13 protein-coding genes and 1 tRNA gene are annotated in these 22,185 nt (G+C 39.8%); 2 read left to right on the top strand and 12 right to left on the bottom strand.

What is annotated here, in order from left to right; all coding sequences use genetic code 11:
• Nucleotides 1-4 precede the first annotated feature (4 nt).
• The 11 genes from IEY67_RS14840 to panC form a co-directional block, all read right to left on the bottom strand.
• Complete coding sequence (locus tag IEY67_RS14840; protein WP_183672126.1) at nucleotides 5-3,097, bottom strand: SusC/RagA family TonB-linked outer membrane protein; 3,093 nt, start codon at nucleotides 3,095-3,097, stop codon at nucleotides 5-7.
• Between the two features lie 30 nt (nucleotides 3,098-3,127).
• Nucleotides 3,128-4,951: a RagB/SusD family nutrient uptake outer membrane protein gene (locus IEY67_RS14835; protein ID WP_122353794.1), complete on the bottom strand. Its 1,824-nt coding sequence runs from the start codon at nucleotides 4,949-4,951 to the stop codon at nucleotides 3,128-3,130.
• Between the two features lie 19 nt (nucleotides 4,952-4,970).
• Nucleotides 4,971-8,159, bottom strand: coding sequence for a SusC/RagA family TonB-linked outer membrane protein (locus IEY67_RS14830; RefSeq protein ID WP_183672125.1), 3,189 nt, complete (start codon nucleotides 8,157-8,159; stop codon nucleotides 4,971-4,973).
• 644 nt (nucleotides 8,160-8,803) lie between these two features.
• On the bottom strand, nucleotides 8,804-10,015 hold the full coding sequence (locus tag IEY67_RS14825; protein ID WP_183672124.1) for a hypothetical protein: 1,212 nt from the start codon (nucleotides 10,013-10,015) through the stop codon (nucleotides 8,804-8,806).
• 40 nt (nucleotides 10,016-10,055) lie between these two features.
• Nucleotides 10,056-12,887 (bottom strand): hypothetical protein, encoded by a 2,832-nt coding sequence (locus tag IEY67_RS14820; protein WP_122375044.1) that lies wholly within the window; start codon nucleotides 12,885-12,887, stop codon nucleotides 10,056-10,058.
• 256 nt (nucleotides 12,888-13,143) lie between these two features.
• A tRNA-His gene (locus IEY67_RS14815) sits at nucleotides 13,144-13,220 on the bottom strand.
• 97 nt (nucleotides 13,221-13,317) lie between these two features.
• On the bottom strand, nucleotides 13,318-14,214 hold the full coding sequence (gene folD, locus IEY67_RS14810; RefSeq protein WP_122375043.1) for a bifunctional methylenetetrahydrofolate dehydrogenase/methenyltetrahydrofolate cyclohydrolase FolD: 897 nt from the start codon (nucleotides 14,212-14,214) through the stop codon (nucleotides 13,318-13,320).
• 18 nt (nucleotides 14,215-14,232) lie between these two features.
• Entirely contained in the window at nucleotides 14,233-15,558 is a 1,326-nt protein-coding gene (gene ffh, locus IEY67_RS14805; RefSeq protein ID WP_122353799.1) for a signal recognition particle protein, read from the bottom strand.
• A 79-nt stretch (nucleotides 15,559-15,637) separates the two neighbouring features.
• Nucleotides 15,638-16,960, bottom strand: coding sequence for an MATE family efflux transporter (locus IEY67_RS14800; protein ID WP_183672123.1), 1,323 nt, complete (start codon nucleotides 16,958-16,960; stop codon nucleotides 15,638-15,640).
• Nucleotides 16,961-17,071: 111 nt separating this feature from the next.
• A complete protein-coding gene (panD, locus tag IEY67_RS14795; RefSeq protein WP_122353801.1) occupies nucleotides 17,072-17,422 on the bottom strand; it encodes an aspartate 1-decarboxylase in 351 nt (116 codons plus the stop codon).
• A gap of 153 nt (nucleotides 17,423-17,575) precedes the next feature.
• Nucleotides 17,576-18,418 carry a pantoate--beta-alanine ligase gene (panC, locus tag IEY67_RS14790; protein WP_183672122.1) on the bottom strand — a complete coding sequence of 281 codons (843 nt, stop codon included), beginning with the start codon at nucleotides 18,416-18,418 and terminating at the stop codon, nucleotides 17,576-17,578.
• Nucleotides 18,419-18,519: 101 nt separating this feature from the next.
• Between panC and IEY67_RS14785 the strand changes: the two genes are divergently transcribed.
• Together IEY67_RS14785 and IEY67_RS14780 are read left to right on the top strand one after the other, a co-directional pair.
• The gene (locus IEY67_RS14785; RefSeq protein ID WP_122353803.1) at nucleotides 18,520-19,338 is read left to right on the top strand and encodes a glycogen/starch synthase; all 819 of its coding nucleotides are present in this window, start codon (nucleotides 18,520-18,522) and stop codon (nucleotides 19,336-19,338) included.
• 14 nt (nucleotides 19,339-19,352) lie between these two features.
• On the top strand, nucleotides 19,353-20,732 hold the full coding sequence (locus tag IEY67_RS14780) for a DUF4270 domain-containing protein (protein ID WP_183672184.1): 1,380 nt from the start codon (nucleotides 19,353-19,355) through the stop codon (nucleotides 20,730-20,732).
• 118 nt (nucleotides 20,733-20,850) lie between these two features.
• On the opposite strand, the gene IEY67_RS14775 is transcribed toward IEY67_RS14780, so the two are convergent.
• Nucleotides 20,851-22,158, bottom strand: coding sequence for a glycoside hydrolase family 57 protein (locus IEY67_RS14775; protein WP_122353810.1), 1,308 nt, complete (start codon nucleotides 22,156-22,158; stop codon nucleotides 20,851-20,853).
• Between the last annotated feature and the right edge of the window lie 27 nt (nucleotides 22,159-22,185).

The raw sequence follows: 22,185 nt of genomic DNA, 5'->3' as shown, positions 1-22,185 counted from the left end.
ATATTTAAAATGTTAAGCTCACCCCGATATTATACACTCTATACGGTTGGAAAGTACCCATGTTGGCCACTTCCGGATCTATATGTTTAGAGCGCATATTATCGATCGTAAACAAATTCTGTCCGCTTAAAGAAAAACGGATTTTTTCTGCAAAAACTTTCTTTGATGTATTCAAAGGCAATGTATAAGCGATCTCTGCGTTTTTTAAACGCAAGTAAGATGCATCCATAATAAAGAAACTGTTCGGCTGATGATTAGTAGATGCTTTCAACGACAAAGCCGGGTAAGTAATCTCTTCTCCATTATTCCAACGCTCAGGAGTCCATGCTTTTAAATGAAGATCAGTAAATACACCCTGATATTCAGATTCATATGCACCTACACCACTGATCGTTCTGGAAAATTTACCTACACCCTGAAATAATAGATTTACCTCAAAACCCTTATATTTAAAACCTCCGGAGAAGCTATAGTACTGCTGCGGAATTGAAGTATTCAAGATTGGAGCCTTATCCTTTTCATCTATTATTTTATCACCGTTTAAATCCTGATAAATAAAATCACCGACACGAGGAGTTCCAAATGCATACTTTAAACCGCTATTTTCTAATTCTTCCTGAAAATTAAACATACCATTGCCATTGCTATAATCAATCAGATATCCCCACTGTTGACCATAACTAAAACCTTCTGTACGATACGGATAAGCATATTCATTTGAATAAGGAGATTCATTAATATTAATAACCTTATTCTTATTATAACTGAAAGCGCCACCCACGTAAAAAGACCAGTCTTCGTTTATCTTTTTATCATACATCGCCTCTATTTCAAAGCCATGATTTTCCATTTTTCCCGTATTTGTCTTCGGATAGTTGGAAAGTACAGTTCCCTGATATTCAGGAACCAGACCGGCACTACTGACCAGCATATTATCACATAAAGATTTATACCAATCAAACGAAACGGTTAATTCATTGAACACCCCCAGGTCAAAACCATAATTCTGCTTTTTCATCTTCTCTGCCATCAAATCCGGATTACCTTTTAACCCTTCATTTCCGTTTACATCGATATAATCCAGATATAAAAATCGTTCTCCCCCCAGTTGGTCATTTGCCGTAATACCATACGAAGCTCTTAATTTCAAATTACTTAACCAATTCAAGTTCTCCATAAAAGCTTCATCAGAAACGATCCAGGCACCGGAAATAGCCGGAGTCACGATATACCGGTTATCCGGATGGAACTGCTCAGAACCCGAATATCCCAGATCTGCTTTTACAAAATAACGGTCTTTGTAACCATAGGTTGCAGTAAGTCCCAAACTTTCACGCTTATACGGTAACATACCGGATCCGGAAGAGACTTCTTTCTCCTGTTGCAAATAAAAAACATATCCCATAGCACTAACACTATGATCACCAAACGTACGTTTATAATCTACATTCGCAAAAAGATTCAAATTATAATAGAAAGTGGAACTTTTTCCGTAAGAAAGAGGGGTATTGCTATCTGAACCCAATAATGAAAAATCCAACTTTGACAAATCCTTTGAACGAACATAACGTTCAAAATTCTGAGTCGTAGTCGTCTGATTCACCGAATTCGTTTGATAAGCCATTGTCCCACTTACGGAGAGACCTTTAGTTAGAAAACCCATGTCCAAAGTCAACCCGGCCTGTGCGTTGATATTAGCGACAAGAGCCTGAATATAACCCGAACGGTTCAACATCCCATATACAGGAGTTTTTTCATTATCATGTGTTACGACCTGATTGCCATTGCTAAGACCTTCTCCAGCCGGGGTCAACGGACCATACATAGTCGGCGGCAGATTAAATATATGATTATAAATAGTCTCATTTCCATAACCCGCAGTCTTTTCTGTTTTAATATTTCCGGACAACCGCATGAAGCCACTTAAATAATCATTTATTTTCACATCAATATTCGACCGGAAATTAAACCAGTTATTTTTAGGAGTCGGATCATATTTGGAATCACTTTCATTAGCCGTTTTAAACGGCAACTGCTGGTGCATATAATTCACATTTGAAAAATAACGAACCCTGTCGGTTCCTCCTTTTACATTAACACCAACTCTGGACATTAAAGTCAAAGGCCGTATAAACATTTTATACCAATTATTATTCGGATATAATTCATTGCCTCCAGCCTGAAATTGTTCAATCTCTGTTTTAGAGAACTGAGAATAAGCCCCCAAACCATCATTATATCCAGCCTGATTTCTCATTGTTGTGTAATCAGAAGAATTAATAAACAGAGGTTCTTTCGTCATTTGCTGAAATGACTGGTCGAAATTCACCTCTACTTTTGTTTTTCCGATGTGTCCCTGCTTGGTCTTAATCGAAATTACACCATTTGCACCCTGAATACCATAAATAGCAGTTGTCGCAGCATCCTTCAGTATAGTTATTGATTCTATTTCTTTAGGAGTAATATACGTATAATTCGTATTAGGACAAATGATACCATCCACAATAACTAAAGGTTCCCGTCCGTTGATAGTCGAAAGTCCTCGGATCAGTTGCGTTACCCCAGTCGATGAAGAACTCAACGCTCCTCGGGATAATTCAGAATTTGTTTCTATGGTCGTCAGTCCGGTAAACCGACCTGCAAAAGTTTTTGTTAAGTTCGATTCAGGAGATTTATCCAAATCGGACCCCAAAGCTCTGGAAACAGCTCCGGTTACCGCCTTCCGGGGTAACGACATATATCCTAAATCGATCATCTCATCCATTTTCTCAGCATCATATGACAACTGAATAGATTCCTGATCTTCCAAATTTACAACAGAAACCTTTTTATCATCATAACCGATATATGAAACCGTAATATATCGACTACCATCCTTTATATCAATTTCATACGTACCATCAACTCTTGTCAGATACTCGCATTTCCCATTTTCCGACTTTAAAAGAGCTCCGGAAACCGGCTTTCCAAACTCATCAATGACAAACCCTTTCAATTGAATAGAAGGATCTGCATTCTGTGCCCAACTTAATATTCCCGGAGAACTCAAGCAAGCACAAACTGCCAATATGGATATTTTATTTTTTATGTAGCTCATAATTAGATTCTTTTCAAGTTATACAGCATATTACCATCCCTGATTTTGCCAGGAAACTCCTGTTGTTGACTCTAAACGGGACACCTCGTCCAACGGTAATGGCAATAATAAATCTCTATTCTGATATCCACCACGTGGATTTGACGAGATGTTATACCGTTGGTAATTAAATGAGCCATCATTATTTTTTGTAATTCTCATTCCTGTCAACCAGCGGCATGTAGCATTCAAATTTCCATCCGGCTTCTGCCAACGACGCAAATCAAAATATCGTACCTCTTCCCAGGCTAATTCAACACGCCGTTCATTGCGGACACGCAAAATCATTTCATCTTTTGATAAACCTGCAGGTAAAGCTGGCATATTCACACGGGCCCTTATCTCATCTACAGCAGCTTTAGCCTCTGCTATATGTCCCGATTCTGCTGCCGCTTCTGCATAATTCAGGATAATTTCTCCTAATCGGAAGAACTTCCAGTTTGAATTATTTATCGGATTCGTATTGGAAGCCTGCGGAGTAACTAATTTCCGATGATAATAACCTGTACGACTGTGAGCTCTGTCCGACGGATCCAGACTAATCCCATGTCGACCATCAACATAAGTTTCTACTGTAAAAACTTCTCCATTGTTCCATATTAAAGAATCACCATTACATAAAACAGTTGCAGTCAAACGAGGATCCCGATTTTTATATGGATTTTTAGGATCATACAGTTTATTTGCAGGATTATAGTTCGGTTGCAAATGTTTGTCGTCCAAATAAGGTTTAGACAAATCGAGTATCGGTTGACCATCTGCTGTTTCAAAAGCATCGACCAGCTCCTGAGTAGGGCATGTCCCACATTTGTAAGTACCATCCATACTACTTCCTATATAACCGACATGCCACACAAAAACACCACCGGCGCGATGTTGCCAAATCGTTTCTTTATCACGTGGTCCTGCTGAATAGTCTGCATTCTGACAAACCAGTTGATGGAAAGCCGCGGCACCATATGTTCCAAATGTAGAAGGATTTGTACATGTGGAAAATAATTCATACCCATTCTCTTTCAATTCCTCCACTGCTTGCTTATTCATCTGATAAGCTTCTTCCCAATGATCTTCTCCCTCATTAAACAAAGGACTGGCCGCAAACAACATCATTTTAGATTTAATAGCCCAAGCCAATGCTTTGGTTGCCCGCATAGCTTCATCTTCTGTTGTGATACGCCAGGGAAGTTCTGCAGAATTGAGACCGGCATCACAATCTTCTACAATAAATTTAACCACATCATATACCGTTTCGCGTCTTAATGTAGAAAAATCAGCATCAAACGCCACCGTTTTATCCACGATGGGAACTTTCCCAAACCATTTAACCAACTCGGAATAAAAAAATGCGCGCATAACATGTGCCTCGGCAGTAAAACGAGCACGTTCGGTTTCACTGTTAACAGCCGCCGTTCCTATATTTTCCAAAAACTGGTTGCACAGACGTATTTGTTGCCAGTATCTGGTCCAATAAGCACTATTGGCAGCACCATGTCCGTCGTGCATATCTCTTATCGGATGAGATGAAGCCGATTCATTCGCATTATACATTGCCTGAATACTTGTACCTTGCACCTCTTCCGAAGACCATCCTTCATCAGTACAAGCCGTCAATAAAGGATCGAAAAACCAATAGGCATACCCCTTTTGAGGAATATTGTTATAACAAGCATTCAATAAAGCCCCTACTTTATCCGGGTCTGCATATACTTCCTCCATAGTGAGCGTTCCGTCAGGAGCTACATCCAGGACATCAGAACAAGAATTCAATGTTCCCAGCAGAACAACTGAAGATATTAAGAAATATGTTAGTTTCATATAACTCTCCTTTCAATGATTAAAATGTCACATTAATACCAAAATTCATCATCTTAGTAATCGGATAATTTAGCTCTGCACTTTGTTCCGGGTCGATTGCATCTGTTTTCATGGCTTTCCATGTCAATAGGTTATTCCCGTTTACATAAATTCGTGTACTATTAATTCCGACTTTCTTCAAAAGCTTTTTAGGTAATGTATACCCTAGTTCTATATTCTTCAAACGTAAGAAAGAGCGATCCATAATAAAGAAATCATTTGCCTTCTGGCTAGTTCCGGGAGAGGACGCCAAAGCCGGGTATTTAATTTCTTCACCATTTGCATAACGTTCAGGAGTCCAGGCCTGCAAATGATAATCACTATAGAAACCAACCAAACCAAATTCTGTAGCTCCCCAACCAGTATATACACGGGATGCCTTGGCCATACCGGAAAATAAGAATGAAAAATCAAAATTTTTCCAATTTACAGAACCTGAAAAACCATATGTAATACGAGGTATATCACTATACTTGATCGGGGCCTGATCCTTCTCATCAATTACACCGTCTTCATTTATATCGATATAAAGAAAATCCCCCATACGAGGAGTTCCTCCTACCTGATAAGTAGCCAAAGCTTTGTCCAGCTCTTCCTGTGTATTGATATATCCATTACCGTTACTATAGTCTATTTTATATCCGAAACACTGTCCGATACTGTATCCTGTACTCCTGTAGCGATATGCATAATCAGCAGTCTTCTGTGCTTCATCCATAAAACGTTGGGTATTCTTATTATACGCAAAATTTCCCTTTACCGTAAATGACCAATCATCATTTAATCGCTTATTGTAAGTTGCTTCTAATTCATATCCATGATTATCAATACGTCCCATATTGACTTTTGGTAAATTGCCAAGAGCTACTCCCTGAATTTCCGGAACCGTACCACGGGAAATCAATACACCTTCACGTTTTTCTTTAAAATAGTCAAACGTAAAAGAAAGCTCATTAAACAACTGAATATCAATACCATAATTTTGTTTATAAGCAATTTCCCAGCTCAAATTGGTATTTCCTAATTTCCCTTGTGATATGGCTTGTCCACGTCCTAAAGAAGGTATCACTCCACCACCACTCGTAATGTTACTTATATACAGGAAACGTGTACTACCCAATTTATCATTACCGACTTTACCATAAGATGCCCGTAACTTCAAGTTAGAAACAACCTTATTATCTTTCAGGAAACTTTCATTACTTACTACCCAGCCTGCAGAGAAAGCCGGGAAAAAGCCAAAACGATGTCCCTTGGCAAATTGCTCGGAACCATTATACCCAATATTTACTTCTGCCAAATAACGAGAATCATATCCATAAGTAGCACGCGCTGAAACTCCTAACATATTATAAGGCAGATCCGCTGCATATTCCTGCCAATTATCACGCTGAACCAAAGCCATCCCCGTTACATCATGTACCCCAAATTTCCGGACATAATTCAACGAATATTGCATATTCATATAATAGTTGGTCGACATAGACTTCGAAAGAGAAATAGCATTATTTTCATTTGTTCTTACTTTTGTATAATAAGATTGTTCCTCTGCTGTTCTAGCGACCGATACACCATAAGCATCATACGAACGAACTCCCTGCAAGGTTGTCACGGCTTTTGAATCAAAAGAGATCATAAATTTGGTACTCAGTCCTTTCGTTATAAAATCCAGTCCCCAATCTACTATTAAAGAGGAATTTAAATTGGTATTTGTTTCCTGCTGATATCCTCTACGATTTATTTCCCCGTAAGTATTACGATCCTGACCGGACTGATTTATGACCTCACCAGCCGGAACAGATGTTCCATCTATCAATGTATAGCCATCTGCGGTCAATGGCCCCGGATCTGTTGGAGGTGTTCCCCAAATATAAGCCCTCATATTTTCAATCATAGCGGGAACGCTACCTCCAAAAAGAGTTTTTGTTTGCGGAGTATTTACTTTTTCCAAATAAGATGCCAGATTCAGAGAGAGTTTCAAATTGGAGGCAACCTTATAATCTAAGTTTGCACGAAAATTATAACGATCCGACTTATAACTTGGATCATATCCTAAATCTTTCTCTGATTCAGTACGGAACTGTCCTCCTTGTCCCAAATAAGCCGCATTCATAAAATAGCTTAATTTTTCAGTACCACCGCTCATATTTACATTAACACGAGTTTGAGGAGCCCATTTCTTAAAAAATTCATTATAGACATCTCTATCCGGATAAAATACGGGATCTTTGCCACTCCTATACATATCAATCATATAGTCCGTATAAGGTAAATCGGCTTCAGAATACCCATCATTACGAAATGCCTGATTACGTAACTCGGCAAACTCCCAGGAGTGAATACGATCCGCTTGTGCGGTAAATTGCTGCAAACTATAATCTGCAGAAATACTTAATTCAGTTTTCCCAACTTCGCCACGGCGTGTAGTAATCATGATAACTCCATTAGCCCCACGAACACCGAATACAGCAGTAGCGGAAGCATCTTTTAAAATGGATACGGAAGCAATCTCATTCGGATCCAGTGTAGAAATATTGTCGCGTGGCACGCCGTCTATTAAAATCAGAGGAGTTGCTCCATTTGTCGTACTTGCACCACGCAAATAGAATGTAACATCATCACCTCCGGGTTGTCCGGATGTCTGTAAAGCAGTCAAACCCGGTAAACGTCCGGCCAGGGCTGTCGACAAATTTGCAGCAGAACTTTGTTTTAACTCTTTTGTCTGTATCGCAGCTACAGCTCCGGTTACAGACACTTTCTTTTGAGAACCATATCCAACCACTACCACCTCTTCAAGTGTTTCTGTATCTTCCAGTAATGTAATGGACAGTTCTTTCTGATTCCCAACTTTTATCGTTTGCGTTACATATCCAATATAGGAAACACGCAATACGGACTGTGAAGTTACTTTAATGGAAAATCTACCATCCGCATCGGTAATTGCACCATTGGTTGCATTTTCCATGATGTTTACACCAATAAGCGGGAAACCGTCTTTATCTAAGACAATCCCTGTTAATTGGAATGTTTGCTGAAGAACTCCAGTCTTTTCCTGACCTTCCGGTATAACATAAGATTTTTCGGAATGACCATAGAGCGGGGTTAACAACAATGAGGTAATCAGTAAGGCGGATTTACCTCCTAATTTTGTTAATCTGACATTTTTCATAAAAGATTAGCTTATTGTTAATTATAAGCAGTTTGATAACAAAGCATATACATCATTATATATGTATTTGAGAGATTCATAAGTTTCTCCTATCCCAACAAAACAGAGAAAACTCACTTCCGAGGCAGTTCAGTATATTTTGTTAATTTTTTCAATCATATACATTTTGTTTTATGACAAAAAAATCACAACTTCTATTCACTAATTGCAAGTATTTATTATTTAGGCAGTACTTCAGTTACGACAAAAAAGATCCTGCCACGAATCAAAAACAGATTATTTGCTTCGTATGAATGATTTTTTTAAATACAAAAAGTTGAATGAAAATTCCCAGGACGGGAAAGAATAGTTATTTATCCAGTTTCCCTACTTACTACCAGGGATGATTTACACAGGATAACCAAAATGGAATCTTTTAATAACACTAACCAGACACAAGATTTTATTATAGAATAGTATGATTGACAAATCTTTTTGTCAATCATACAGGTTATAACCTGCTTTTTTAGGTCTCTGTCCATCTGTCTCATTTATTTATACGTGATATAGATTTTAATAATATCAAAGGAACAAATTCTTTTTTTATTAAATATTAAAAAAATGATTTTTCAAGTTTCAATTTTGATAAATATATTTTCTGTTTTCTATTTTTCTAACAAATAAATCAATATATCTCCCGGAGATATCATCAGGGTTGCTGTATATGTGTCAGCCTGAACAAGACTACCATCTTTTAATACACGTTTTACGGACGGATCTGCATAAAAAGTAAGTTCCATCGTATCTTTCAGGCTTCTGTTTACAATAGTAAGATATTTTTTATCGCCATTTTCAATCAACGAAACAATAGCTCCATATCCATGTGTATCCAGCACCTTCACTTTTTCCGGAAGATTAGTCAATCGTTTCGTTCCTCTTGGTATCACACTTCCTGTATGTCTAACAGATAAAATTTTTGCACCTAAGAAAATTCCGGCAATTGATTTGATCTCTGCATTCATCTCTTTTACTAAATCATAAATTTCCGTCCGTTTACCATCCAGACCAATCGGTCCATGTTGATAATCATAGAAAGAGTCACCAGCCGGCGTCCAATAAGTAAAATATTGCAATCCCTGAGCTCCATAAACCAGGTCACTGTATAATTGTAGCCGTAAAGAAGCTTGTGTCGGAATAGGATACGGTCCATGTTTGGTCGCAAGAGCAAACGCCCAGAAATCTTTACCGACTTTCGCAGCCTCACCAGAAAACTCTTCCAGATTTTCATACCATTCCGCTTTTAAGACATTATCACCAAGAACCGGATAATGGTCGAAAGATAGAAAAGGTAAAGGAACTTCTTTATTAAAACGGGAAACATACTCCCGGTAATTCTGAACACCTAAAAATTTTAAATGTTCCTCTCCTCCTGTTGGAAATAAATTCAGGTAACAAAATTTACTGTTGTCTACTGCTTGTATCCTTTTAGCCCAGGCTGCTAATGCAGCAAAATCAGCTACAACAGGTTCATCCCTTAAAAAATACCCAGCAACAGCCGGATGTTTCATAAACCTCCGAACAGTTTTCTCTGGTTCTTTACGCAATTCAGGACAAGCAATTATCAATTGAATGCCAACTTTATTTGCTGCATCAAGTGCTGTTTCCACCTCTTCCATAGTCGAATATTCACTAAAGTTTATGGTAAACCCAGCCTCTTTCAACTCCTTAAAACGTTCAACTGTCGCTTCATTTGCTCTAATACCATACCAAGCTATTATCGGCATTTGTGCAGACAAATTAAGTTTATCCTGCGCCTGTCCCTGTGCTGGAACGAGTAACAACAAAGACATTATCCCTAATATCCAATAGTACTTCATAACAACATATTTTTTTATTTATCTTCAATATAAAACACGATCATTTCAAAACGACATCTAATTTTTTTCCGGAATAAGCAGGTGAAATCGCCATAGTCAGATAACGACCGATCACCGAGCAATTGATCTTTTTACCATTAAAGTGAACATCTGCTTTTTTCACCTGTTCAGGAAGAGGTATACTTACTTTACCTTCACCAGCCACATATATTTGGTAAGAGGACATATTATCATCTACAGGCGAGAATGTAAGATCCACCGGACTATCAGCAAATTTATAATAGGTTCCATCAATAGTAATTTCACTACATTGCTGTCCGGAGAATGCGATCAACTGCTGACCGTCCAAACGAAACCCTAACGATAAACGTCCGTCAAATGACACCTCATGCCCATTTATTTTCGCTTGTTTTAGGTTTATCCGATCTGATGGAAGAGGATTTTCGAGTAATACTTTTGCATCGTCTTCCTGATTTCTTGAAAATCCGCCAAACCAACTTTCAGCATGTGTACGGTAATGTGCTACCACCATCGTCGTTGAATTCGGAAAAGAAGAGACAAAATAATCACCTGTCCTTGAAAGATATGACGGATTATCATTCACCGCGAATTTCCCGGTAGAAGGATAAGCTCCGCAAGCATTCAGTATTTCAAACAATGTACGGGTTTCATAACCCAAACTTGCCGATTGATCATCCCTCGGACGGAAACCACAATAACAAGCAATCCCTCCATTCGGATATTTTACCATTGTCCCAATCACTTTCTTATCAGAATGAGCTACAATCTCCGCATTGGAAGCCGGTGTTACAGGGTAAATACGGTCGACAATAAAATCTGTCAGAATCGCCTGCTCCGGAACATTAGACAAACTTTCTGAAAAATCAATTATTTTTCCGGATGCTATTTCTCCCATATAACAATCATGATGATATTGAGCTCCAAATAGTTTTTGCCATTGATCAATACAATTTACCCCACTCTTGTCAACCAGAGGTGGAGTACTGAACCAAACGACTTTTCCTCCTGCTTTAATAAAAGACTCCATCATATCCAGCAATCCCCTTTCCGGCAATGGTTCAAACATAACGACCAATGTTCCGTACTTCTTTTCTGCAACCTGAATATGTCCGTCCGATTGTACGGAACCCATTTCAAGCAGCTTATCGGCTGTCAGATAATTAGCATATCCATATTGTGTCATCCAACTGCCAAAACGCGGTTCTACGGCAACTAAATTCATCGGATAAAGAATCAATACCTCAGTATCACGGTGCACATTTCCCGTCATCAGGCGTATCGGCTCACTCGGACTGGCTCCATAGGCATAATTCACTGCCATTTTACGTTCCAAAGCCTTATCCGGCATACCCCAGGCTGCAGCATAAGCATTCGGATATTTATTGATCACACCAATAGACGCAGCCATTGCCGCCCCATAATAATTACGGTCACTCCATCCACCTTCTGCAAAATCATTACCGGTCGGTTGCAAATATTCACTCCATTTAAAATAATCGTAGCAAGCAGCAGATGCCTGATGCACTGTATTGCCCCAAACAAAATTGGAGGTATATTCATATTTATAACGATTGCTATAAAGTTTCTCACAATTCCAGTAATCAATAGTCGGACTTTGAGCCCACGAAGCATGCGCTGAAGTACTCAATTCATGGCCAAATAGCTTTTCACCATACTCTTTTGCATTTCTGAATAAATCAACAACATCATCATTCAGCATCCGGTAATATCGATCACGCAGCAAGAACGTACGATGTATCGCCTCCGGTGTTTCTCCCAAAACATATTGAATATTAACAACAGCATCAGTCGTTGGACGAAATATCGGAGCTCCATAAGCAAAATAAAGCATGTAACGATCGTCAAACTTCTGGTTATATTTCTCCGTATAGCGACGTGCCATATTCTCAGTCAAATAACGTTCTGCAAACTGCCCCTCTTCGTGATGACCAAAATAAAACCAATCCTGTTGAATATGCATTTCATCAGAGTAGAGAGAAGTCAAATTTACTTTTTTATCATGGTACTTTTTCAATAAATTATTTAGAAAACCCGGAGCATCCGGATCAAAATAGTCCATTTCCTGAGTTTCATATTCCAACATAACCATGACCCGGTCAGAACCTACACATTGTGTACCATCACCATAGATACGCAGGCGCTTCATCGGAATCGTTCCTTGCTCCGTAACTCCGATAGAATCAATCACCTCATATTTTACATTTTTCAATAAAACAATATCTTCCGGGTTTACTGACCGCATAGAGGTTGATACAACCTTTTCTTTAAAAGCATAAGCCTTTACACCTTTAAGTTTAACCGGAGTCTGTCCTTTATTATTTGTCCAAAACAATTGTTGCCACATCTGCAGACTGAATTGCCCTGTCCTAGGATTCCGTAACCCGACTTTATAAGCAAGCCAGCGCCCACTATTCCCTGTCTGATTCTTATAAGCCAAACCTAATTCAAGCGGACTAAGTAAACTCAGACATAGTCCCATATCCTGCTTAGAAACAAAATCACTGATAATTCTTATCTTATCAACATATTCATCCATATCAGGAGTCAGATTGCGTTCCGTATTTTTATCAGTACGATATTGGCGGAAAAATTCATCAAATGCGACTATCAGTTCTTTTGAACCATAACTTTTTCCACGTTTACAAACATCACGAAGACTTTCCACCCGAGAATCATATCCTAATGAATTATCTATCTTTTTATCAGGATCTGTTAAATCATTCAATTGTTGATCACTTGTCAGAATAATTGTCTGTGCTTTTACATTACCGGTTACCAAAGCTATTCCTACAAACACAGATAAAGTCCATTTTACTATTGTGTTTCCCATAATCTCTAAATTTAAGTAATTCAAATATTATGCAACAAAAGTAGAATTCCTTTATTTGTATCAATTCACAATTCTGACATTTATGCCTACAATATTGACACACAAGTTTTCATAGCATATGTTTGTATAAAAACACTCACACTAGCCAAGCCTTTTACTATTAAGAGGGAAGAAAATCTCTGGCGGAGTATTTAGGAGTATTTATAGGATAAACACAAAAAAGCCACCCTTTAACAGGATGGCTTTTTATTCTATCTGGGGTGAACGATGGGATTCGAACCCACGACCCTCGGAACCACAATCCGATGCTCTAACCAACTGAGCTACGCTCACCATTTCAGTCTCTTTGAGTATTTCTCTTTAAGACGGTGCAAAGATAGATGTTTTTTATTATTCTGCAAGCGTTTTTCAAAGAAAAAATACAAATATTTTACTTGTAAATTGCTTTCTTCCCGGCTAACAGCGTATTACGCATCAAAGAAATGATTGTCATAGGACCGACACCTCCCGGAACCGGAGTAATATAAGAGCATTTCGGTGCTACTTCATCAAACTTCACATCGCCTGTCAGCTTATATCCGCTCTTAGTAACACTGCTCGGCATGCGGGTAGTACCCACGTCAACGATCACAGCACCCTCTTTCACCATATCGGCTTTCAGGAATTCAGGAACACCCAAAGCGACAATAATGATATCGGCACTCAGACACATTTCTTTCAGGTTGTTTGAACGACTGTGGCAAACCGTTACCGTACAGTTACCCGGATAACTTTTCTGCATCATCAACATAGCCATCGGCTTGCCGACGATATTGCTGCGTCCCAACACAACACAATGCTTACCGCTGGTTTCTATTTCATAGCGTTTCAGCAACTCAAGGATACCGGCCGGAGTAGCGGAGACAAAACAAGGAAGACCGATCGACATGCGTCCCACATTGATCGGATGGAATCCGTCAACGTCTTTACGATAATCGATCGCTTCAATAATCTTTTGCTCTGAGATATGCTTCGGAAGCGGAAGCTGTACAATAAAACCGTCTACATCCGGGTCATTGTTCAGTTCATCCACACGACGAAGTAATTCTTCTTCGGTCACATCATCTTCATAACGGATCAATGTGGATTTAAAACCAATCTCTTCACAGGTTTTCACTTTACTGGCCACATAGGTTTCGCTACCTCCGTCATGACCCACCAGAATGGCTGCCAGATGAGGAATCTTACCTCCTGCCGCTTTGATCTGGGCAACTTCTTCAGCCATCTCTTTCTTCATCTGAGCAGAGACCGCTTTTCCGTCCAGTAATTGATAATGATTGTCTTCCATAATATATGTCTTTAATGTTTATCTCTTTAATGAAGGAAATTTCTTACTTCCCGGTTTAGCGGCAGTAAGCATACGCATCATCTTACGGGTTTCGTCGAACTGTTTGATCAGTTTGTTTACCTCCTGCACCGTCGTACCGCTACCTTTGGCAATACGCTGGCGGCGAGAACCGTTCAGGATAGCCGGATTGACACGTTCGTCCGGAGTCATTGAATAAATGATTGCTTCAATACTCTTGAAGGCATTGTCATCGATATCGATATCTTTCAAGGCTTTGCCGACACCGGGGATCATGGAAGCGAGTTCTTTCAGGTTACCCATCTTCTTGATCTGTTGGATCTGGGCGATAAAGTCGTTGAAGTCGAACTGGTTTTTGGCAATCTTCTTCTGTAAGCGCTTGGCTTCTTCTTCGTCGTATTGTTCCTGTGCACGTTCTACCAAAGAAACGATATCACCCATACCGAGGATACGGTCGGCCATACGTTCCGGGTGGAATGTATCGAGTGCATCCATCTTTTCACCGGTTCCGACAAACTTGATCGGTTTATCGACAACCGTACGAATAGAAAGAGCGGCACCACCACGGGTATCACCGTCGAGTTTAGTCAAAACAACCCCGTCGAAGTTCAGGCGTTCGTTAAATTCCTTTGCAGTATTAACGGCATCCTGTCCGGTCATGGAGTCCACTACGAACAATGTTTCGTCCGGTTGAATAGCGCTCTTGATGGCAGCGATCTCTTTCATCATCTGCTCATCGATAGCCAGACGGCCGGCAGTATCGACAATCACGACATCGTTACCCTTTGCACGGGCTTCGCGAATTGCGTTCATAGCGATCTCTACCGGATTCTTATTTTCCAGTTCCATATAAACAGGAACGCCAACCTGTTCACCGACTACACGCAACTGTTCGATAGCAGCCGGACGATAAACGTCACAAGCAGCCAGCAACGGCTTCTTATTTCTTTTGGTTTTCAGCATATTCGCCAACTTTCCGGAGAAAGTAGTCTTACCCGAACCTTGCAGACCAGACATAAGGATGATGGCTGGTGAACCGGCCAGATTGATATCGATAGCTGTTCCACCCATCAGGCTGGCCAGTTCGTCGTGTACTATCTTTACCATTAACTGGCTGGGTTTAACAGACGTAAGTACATTCTGTCCCAACGCTTTTTCTTTTACCGTATCGGTAAATGACTTAGCCACCTTGTAGTTTACGTCGGCATCAAGCAGGGCTTTACGCACATCTTTCAGTGTTTCAGCCACATTGATCTCGGTGATCTTGCCTTCACCTTTCAACAGCTTAAACGATCTGTCTAACCTTTCGCTTAAATTTTCAAACATAATTTGTATGTGTATTTATTTTTTTCTTTCTAATTTCTAACGTAATAGGGTGCAAAGGTAAGAAAAAGGATGTAATCCTCTAAATCTTTTTATTCTGCCACGCCGCTTTTTTCAAATAAATTACACTAGCCAACAACAAACCGCTATAATAAATCACCTCGGTCAGGAAACAAATCGCCACCGGAAGATGCAAACGCATCCCCGCCACATAGATAAACAGCGTATAAAAAACAAGCGTCACCACCTCCATCGCAAAAGCCGAACGGGTATTTCCCGTACCTGTCACCCCATTAAATACGATATTGGCAACAGCAGCTATCAGCAACGCTCCGGAGATAACATAGAGCGAAGGAACCGACGCATGTATTAAAGTAATGTCATTCGTATAAATCGACAATATGGCCGAAGGAAAAATACAAGCAATAAAAACACAGCCTGCCATAATGCTCAAAGAGATATAAGATATCTTACGAATGATCGGGATAACCTGGTCTTTATGACCGGCACCGATACTGTTACTGACAAAAGAATTGGTCGCGGTCGATAAAGAATTGACCGGGATCAACAGAACGATATACACACTACGGACAATATTGGCTATCGCCAACTGCCGTTGTCCCAGATGTTCTACTGCTACAAAAAGCAAAAAGTAAGTACTCAGCGATATAAAGTACTGCAACATCGTAAAGATGGAGATATTCAACACACGCTTCAGTAATTCAATATCGAACGACCGGAATTGATTCAGTGCATACTTCTTTATATCGACCGTCAAACGGGTATAGACTAAAAAGAAAACGATCGACACACCTTCTGCCACCACCGAAGCGATAGCGGCCCCCTTGATACCCATTTCAGGAAAACCTCCTTTTCCGAATATCAGCAGATAGTCGAGCAGCACATTGGTCAATGCCATCACAATAGCGTTCAATGTCAGCACCTTTGTCCGGGTAATACCGATAAACAAGGCACGGAACATCACATTCACAAAAGAGAAAAAGAAACCGAACACACGCCAGTCGAGAAACTCTTCCGTCGCCATCAGGATCGTATCGGAAGAGATCATCACCCGCATAATGTCTTTGGCAAAGAAACGGGACAAAGTAAACATCACGGCAGCCAGTGCCAGAAGGAAAAATACCCCCTGTATCATGACCGGCCCTACATCCTTGTACAACTGCTCGCCATTCCTTCGTGCCATCATGATCTGCGACCCGGTGCTGAAACCAAATGCAATAGTAAACACACATATATAATAGAGCCCACCCATCGCAGAGGCTCCCAACTCAACTTCACCTACCCTTCCCAGGAAAGCCGTATCGGTCACATTAATAATATTCTGCGCCAATAAACTCAGAAAGATAGGGTAACTTACATTCCAGATCTGTTTGTTTGTATACATACTCTATAATAATTTCAAAACGAAAACATAGGGTCACAAAAAAAGCCCGCCGGCATCCGGCGAGCTTTCTTATTTTTATTTCTAAAACATTTCAATTGCTGCTTCGATGCTCTATATCAGTTTATTGGTTGCTGTATCAGGAAACACAACAGCCGGTTTAAATGTTTTGGCTTCTTCAAAATCCATCATGGCGTATGACATGATAATGATGATATCTCCAGGCTGTGCCTTTCGGGCTGCCGCTCCGTTCAGACAAATCACGCCTGAGCCTCGCTCGCCTTTAATGATATACGTTTCAAAACGTTCACCGTTATTGTTGTTCACAATAGCCACCTTTTCATTCGGAATCAGGTTGGCGGCATCCAGCAAATCTTCATCGATAGTAATACTACCGATATAATTCAGATTAGCTTCCGTTACCGTCACCCGGTGAATCTTTGATTTAACTACCTCTATAAACATCGTTTTTATATAATTTGATTATCATTAAATGTCCCTCAAACAAAAGTAGGGTCTTTTGCATTTAAAATAAGGGACTTTTGTCTTCAAAATAAGGGACTTTTATAATCAAAAGTCCTGACTTTTTCCGAACAGATATATCTCCTTATTTACCAGCTATTTATATTTTACATTATCGATCAACCGAACTTCACCGCAATAAACGGTGATACAGCCCACTACATAATCGGCGTCCGACCAGTTTTTAATCGATTCCATCGTGTATCCGTCTACGATTTCGTAGTATTCAACACGCATAACAGGATCCGCATTGATTGTATTCACAACAAATTCGATCACCTCCTGTACGCTTTTTCCGGCTGCAAAGTTAGTACTTTCTTTTAACGTACGTGCAATCAGGGGCGCTTTTTGACGTTGTTCCGACGTTAATCGGACATTACGGCTACTTAAAGCCAGTCCGTCATCCTCCCGGAGAATCGGGCAGGCATTAATTTTTACCGGAATGTTCAACTGTTTTACCATCGCACGGATCACGGCGATCTGCTGGAAATCCTTTTCCCCGAAATAAGCATTATCCGGTTCCACGGCATAAAAGAGTTTGCTGACGATCTGGGCAACACCGTTAAAGTGTCCCGGACGGCGAGCACCTTCCATCACTGCCGATACGGTTCCAAAGTCAAAAGTCCGTGTATCCGGTTCGGGATACATCTCTGCTTCTGTAGGAGCAAATACATAATTACAACCGGCCGGTTCCAATAATGCACAGTCATTATCCAGTGTACGGGGATAAGTGGCAAGGTCATTTTTGTCATTAAACTGGGTCGGATTAACGAAGACGCTGACAACGCATACATCGTTCTCTTCTACACAACGCTTAACCAGGCTCAGGTGTCCGTTATGTAATGCTCCCATGGTGGGAACAAAGCCTATTTTCCTGTTATGCTGCCTTTCTTCGGCAAGATAACGCTTCAATTCTTGGATGCTGTTTACTATTTTCATCTTTTTTAGATGCTTATTGACGGTGCAAAGCAAATAAATAATTACCGTAAATGAAAGAAATTTATTATCTTTGTGCCGTCTTTATAAAACTAGTTTACAGAATGGATGCAAAAAAAATCTTGTTTATAGCCCAAGAAATAACACCCTACCTTCCCGAATCTGAGATTGCAACGATATGCAGGAATCTGCCGCAAGGCATTCAGGAGCGTGGTCGCGAGATCAGAACTTTCATGCCTAAATTCGGAAATATCAACGAGCGACGCAATCAGTTGCACGAAGTAATCCGCTTGTCAGGTATGAACCTTATCATTGATGATACGGATCACCCGCTGATCATCAAGGTAGCATCCATTCAGGCCGCACGCATGCAGGTGTACTTCATTGATAATGAAGACTTCTTCCAGCGTAAACATACTGTTAGCGATGAGAATGGGAATGATTATGAAGATAACGACGACCGTTCTATCTTCTATGTACGTGGTGTATTGGAAACAGTGAAGAAACTTCGCTGGATCCCGGATGTGATACATTGTCACGGATGGATGTCTGCACTGACTGCATTATATATAAAAAGAATGTATGCAGACGATCCATGTCTTAAAAATGCAAAAATAGTCTACTCTATTTATAATGATGACTTTAATTCACCGTTAAGAAAAGAATTGGCCCACAAGCTGAAAACTGACGGTGCAAAAGACAGTGACCTGAAAGGCATCAAAGCTGATACCAGCTTTGTCGGCCTGACTAAACTGGCTATCGATATGGCAGATGGCGTGATACAAGGTAGTGAAACGATCAATCAGGATATCCTGGATTATATCGCCACTAAAAAGGACACTCCGTTCCTTCCTTATCAATCGCCGGAAACTTATATGGATGCATTCAACGAATTTTACGATGTCGTATTAGATTCTAAATAAGTGAGAGAAAAATGATGAATATCAAGCCTTTATTAATTGGCCTGGGCTTGGGAATAACAATCCTGAGTGGGTGTAGTGATGATTTGAATCTGGTTGGCTCGACAATTCAGCCTGACGGAGACAAAATGCCCGTGTATGTAGATACGTTCCAGATGCAAGCAACAACCTTGCTGATGGATTCGGTATATGCAAGAACTACTAGTGGACTACTCGGCGAGTTTTATGATCCGTTGTACGGTAATGTGAAATCTGATTACATCTGCCAGTTCTACTGTCCGGATGATTTCAAATTTAAAAAGGAACCTATCAACGGTCAGATAGACTCGGTCGATTTTAAGATCATGTATCAGAACAGTGCCTGGGTTGGTGATTCATTAGCTCCTATGCGTGCTCAGATATATCAGGTAACTAAAGAACTGGAAAGGGATTTCTATACAAACTTCGATCCGCTGGAATATTGCGATATGACGCAATCACTAGGTATGCAGACCTATACAGCATATGACAATTCAATCCCTGATAGTATCAGAGGAGCAAAAGACAGTGATGGTTACCCACTATATACCCCGACTATCACAATCCGAATGCCAAAAGAGTTCGGTCAGAAGTTTTACGATGAGTCAGTCAAGAATCCGAGTACATTTAATAGCCAGGAGAATTTCAATAAATTCTTTCAGGGTTTGTATGTTACCAACACATATGGTAGCGGAAATATCCTACAAATCAACTATTCTGCTATTTCTATTTATTATAAATACAATTTGAAAGGTAGCCAAGGGCAGGATTCGACTGCACGTGCTAGTGAAACATTCAATGTTACAAAAGAAGTATTGCAGTTGAACCGTTTCAAGAATACGGATTTAAACTCGTTATTGGAACCGAGTGATTCAATAGCTTATCTGAAAACACCAGCCGGTGTATATACCCAGTTAACTATTCCTGCACAGGATATCGTTGATAGAATAGGAGACCGGGTTATCAACAATATTCCTCTGACAATGAAAGCGTATCCACAGGAAGAATGGCAATGGGCACTTCCGGCTCCTGCTAATTTATTATTATTGCCTAAAGATTCTTTGCCAACATTCTTTGTTAATAATAAGATAGAGGATAATAAAACGGCATTCCGTGCAGACTATAATGCCAGCAGTCGGTCTTATCCATTCGGAAATATCGCTAATTTAATGCAAGAGCATATAAAGAACAATCCGGATAAAGATATGGTATTACTTTTGATTCCGGTTGAACGTATTACAGCTAAATCAAATAGTTATTACGGCCAATCTCAAACATATACAACTGCATTAAATAACTATTTATTACCTTCAGGAGTGAAATTACTTAAATCCGAAGATGCTACAAAAATTATTGTAACAACAACAGAGTACAAATAATAAACTTTATATCATATAAAAAAGCGAGTAATCTTATTTGATTATCCGCTTTTTTATTGCTTAAACTAACTTATACAAAAAAAAGACTGACTCTACGAATCAGTCTTTTTCAGTATTATTACGCTTCCGTTTTCTTCTTCGTTGTTGTTTTCTTTTTCAACTTTTCAAGCTCTTTCTGAAGATCTTCAATCTCTTCTCCCTGATTCTTGATTGTTGTAAGAAGTGAGTTAAGTTCCTCGTTTTCGATTGTTTCCGGGAACTGAGCATTTACACGGGCAATGAAATCAGATAAAACATTCATATAGTTATTGAATGCATCATACGGATTATCATACGGACTAAAACCGCTATTTCCATGCTTCGTACTCATATAGAAGAAATGATCGCTACTCTGTAAATAATTCCAGTCTTGTTTAATACGACGTTCTTCTACCAGGCCAACACGTTCGCTTATGCTGTTAATCTTATGGAATGCTTCCTGTTGCAGGACATTACCTAACCAGGAGCTGCAGTCCTTTTCTTCATCAACCCATGACATCGGATAAGGAACAGAAATCGAATCAACCGGTTTCAGCAAAGCAAACACTTCCGATGGTGTAGAGAAACCGATTCCCTTGTCAGCTGCAAAACGAGGCAATGCCTTAAAGAAATCGAATATACCAGTTTCTGCCGGATTTAAAGAACCCAACACTTCATAATTCATAAACAGATTTATAATCTGTTCCGAATCCGGAGTAGCCGCGATCCATGAAATATATTTATCTGCAGTCAACGGATATTCATTCCAGTTATAGTTGTTGAAACGCAAAGATAAATCTTCACTGAAACGGTCGTTCTTCAACAGCAGTTTCAATTGAGGCTGTATACAAGAGCTATACATATAATTCGGACTCTTCCATCCCAGAATATGTTTTGCACCTTCAGTCAACATACCCTTGAAACCCATCTTATAAACTGCATCAGAAATATCGTCTGAATAGATCAATTCTGTATTACGGAACACTTTCGGTTTTACACCGAACAGGTCGTGTATCTTTTGCTTATGTTTCTTTACCTGATCCTGAAACTCTTCGATATTCTCGCCCAAAGAAGCCAGCGAGTGAGCATATGTTTCAGCCAGGAATTCCACATTGCCTGTAGCTGCCAACTCCTTAAAGCTATCGATCACTTCCGGAGAATAGATCTCCATCTGCTCCAAAGCCAAACCGGAAATAGAGAATGCAACTTTAAATTTGCCACCACTTGTTTTGATCATTTCCAGGATTGCCTTGTTAGCCGGCAAATAGCAACGTTCAGCTATACGACGCATAATTTCTTCATTCTGGAAGTCATCATAGTAATAATGGTCGTTTCCGATATCAAAGAAACGGTATCTTTTCAGGCGGAACGGCTGATGTATCTGAAAATAAAAGCAGATCGTTTTCATAATATAATTGTTTTAATTTTTGTCTTG

It is taken from the genome of Parabacteroides faecis, from assembly GCF_014647375.1.
Lineage (GTDB): Bacteria > Bacteroidota > Bacteroidia > Bacteroidales > Tannerellaceae > Parabacteroides > Parabacteroides faecis.
The sequence above is the reverse complement of the archived record's forward strand: the minus strand, read 5'-3'. Positions and strand labels throughout refer to the sequence as shown.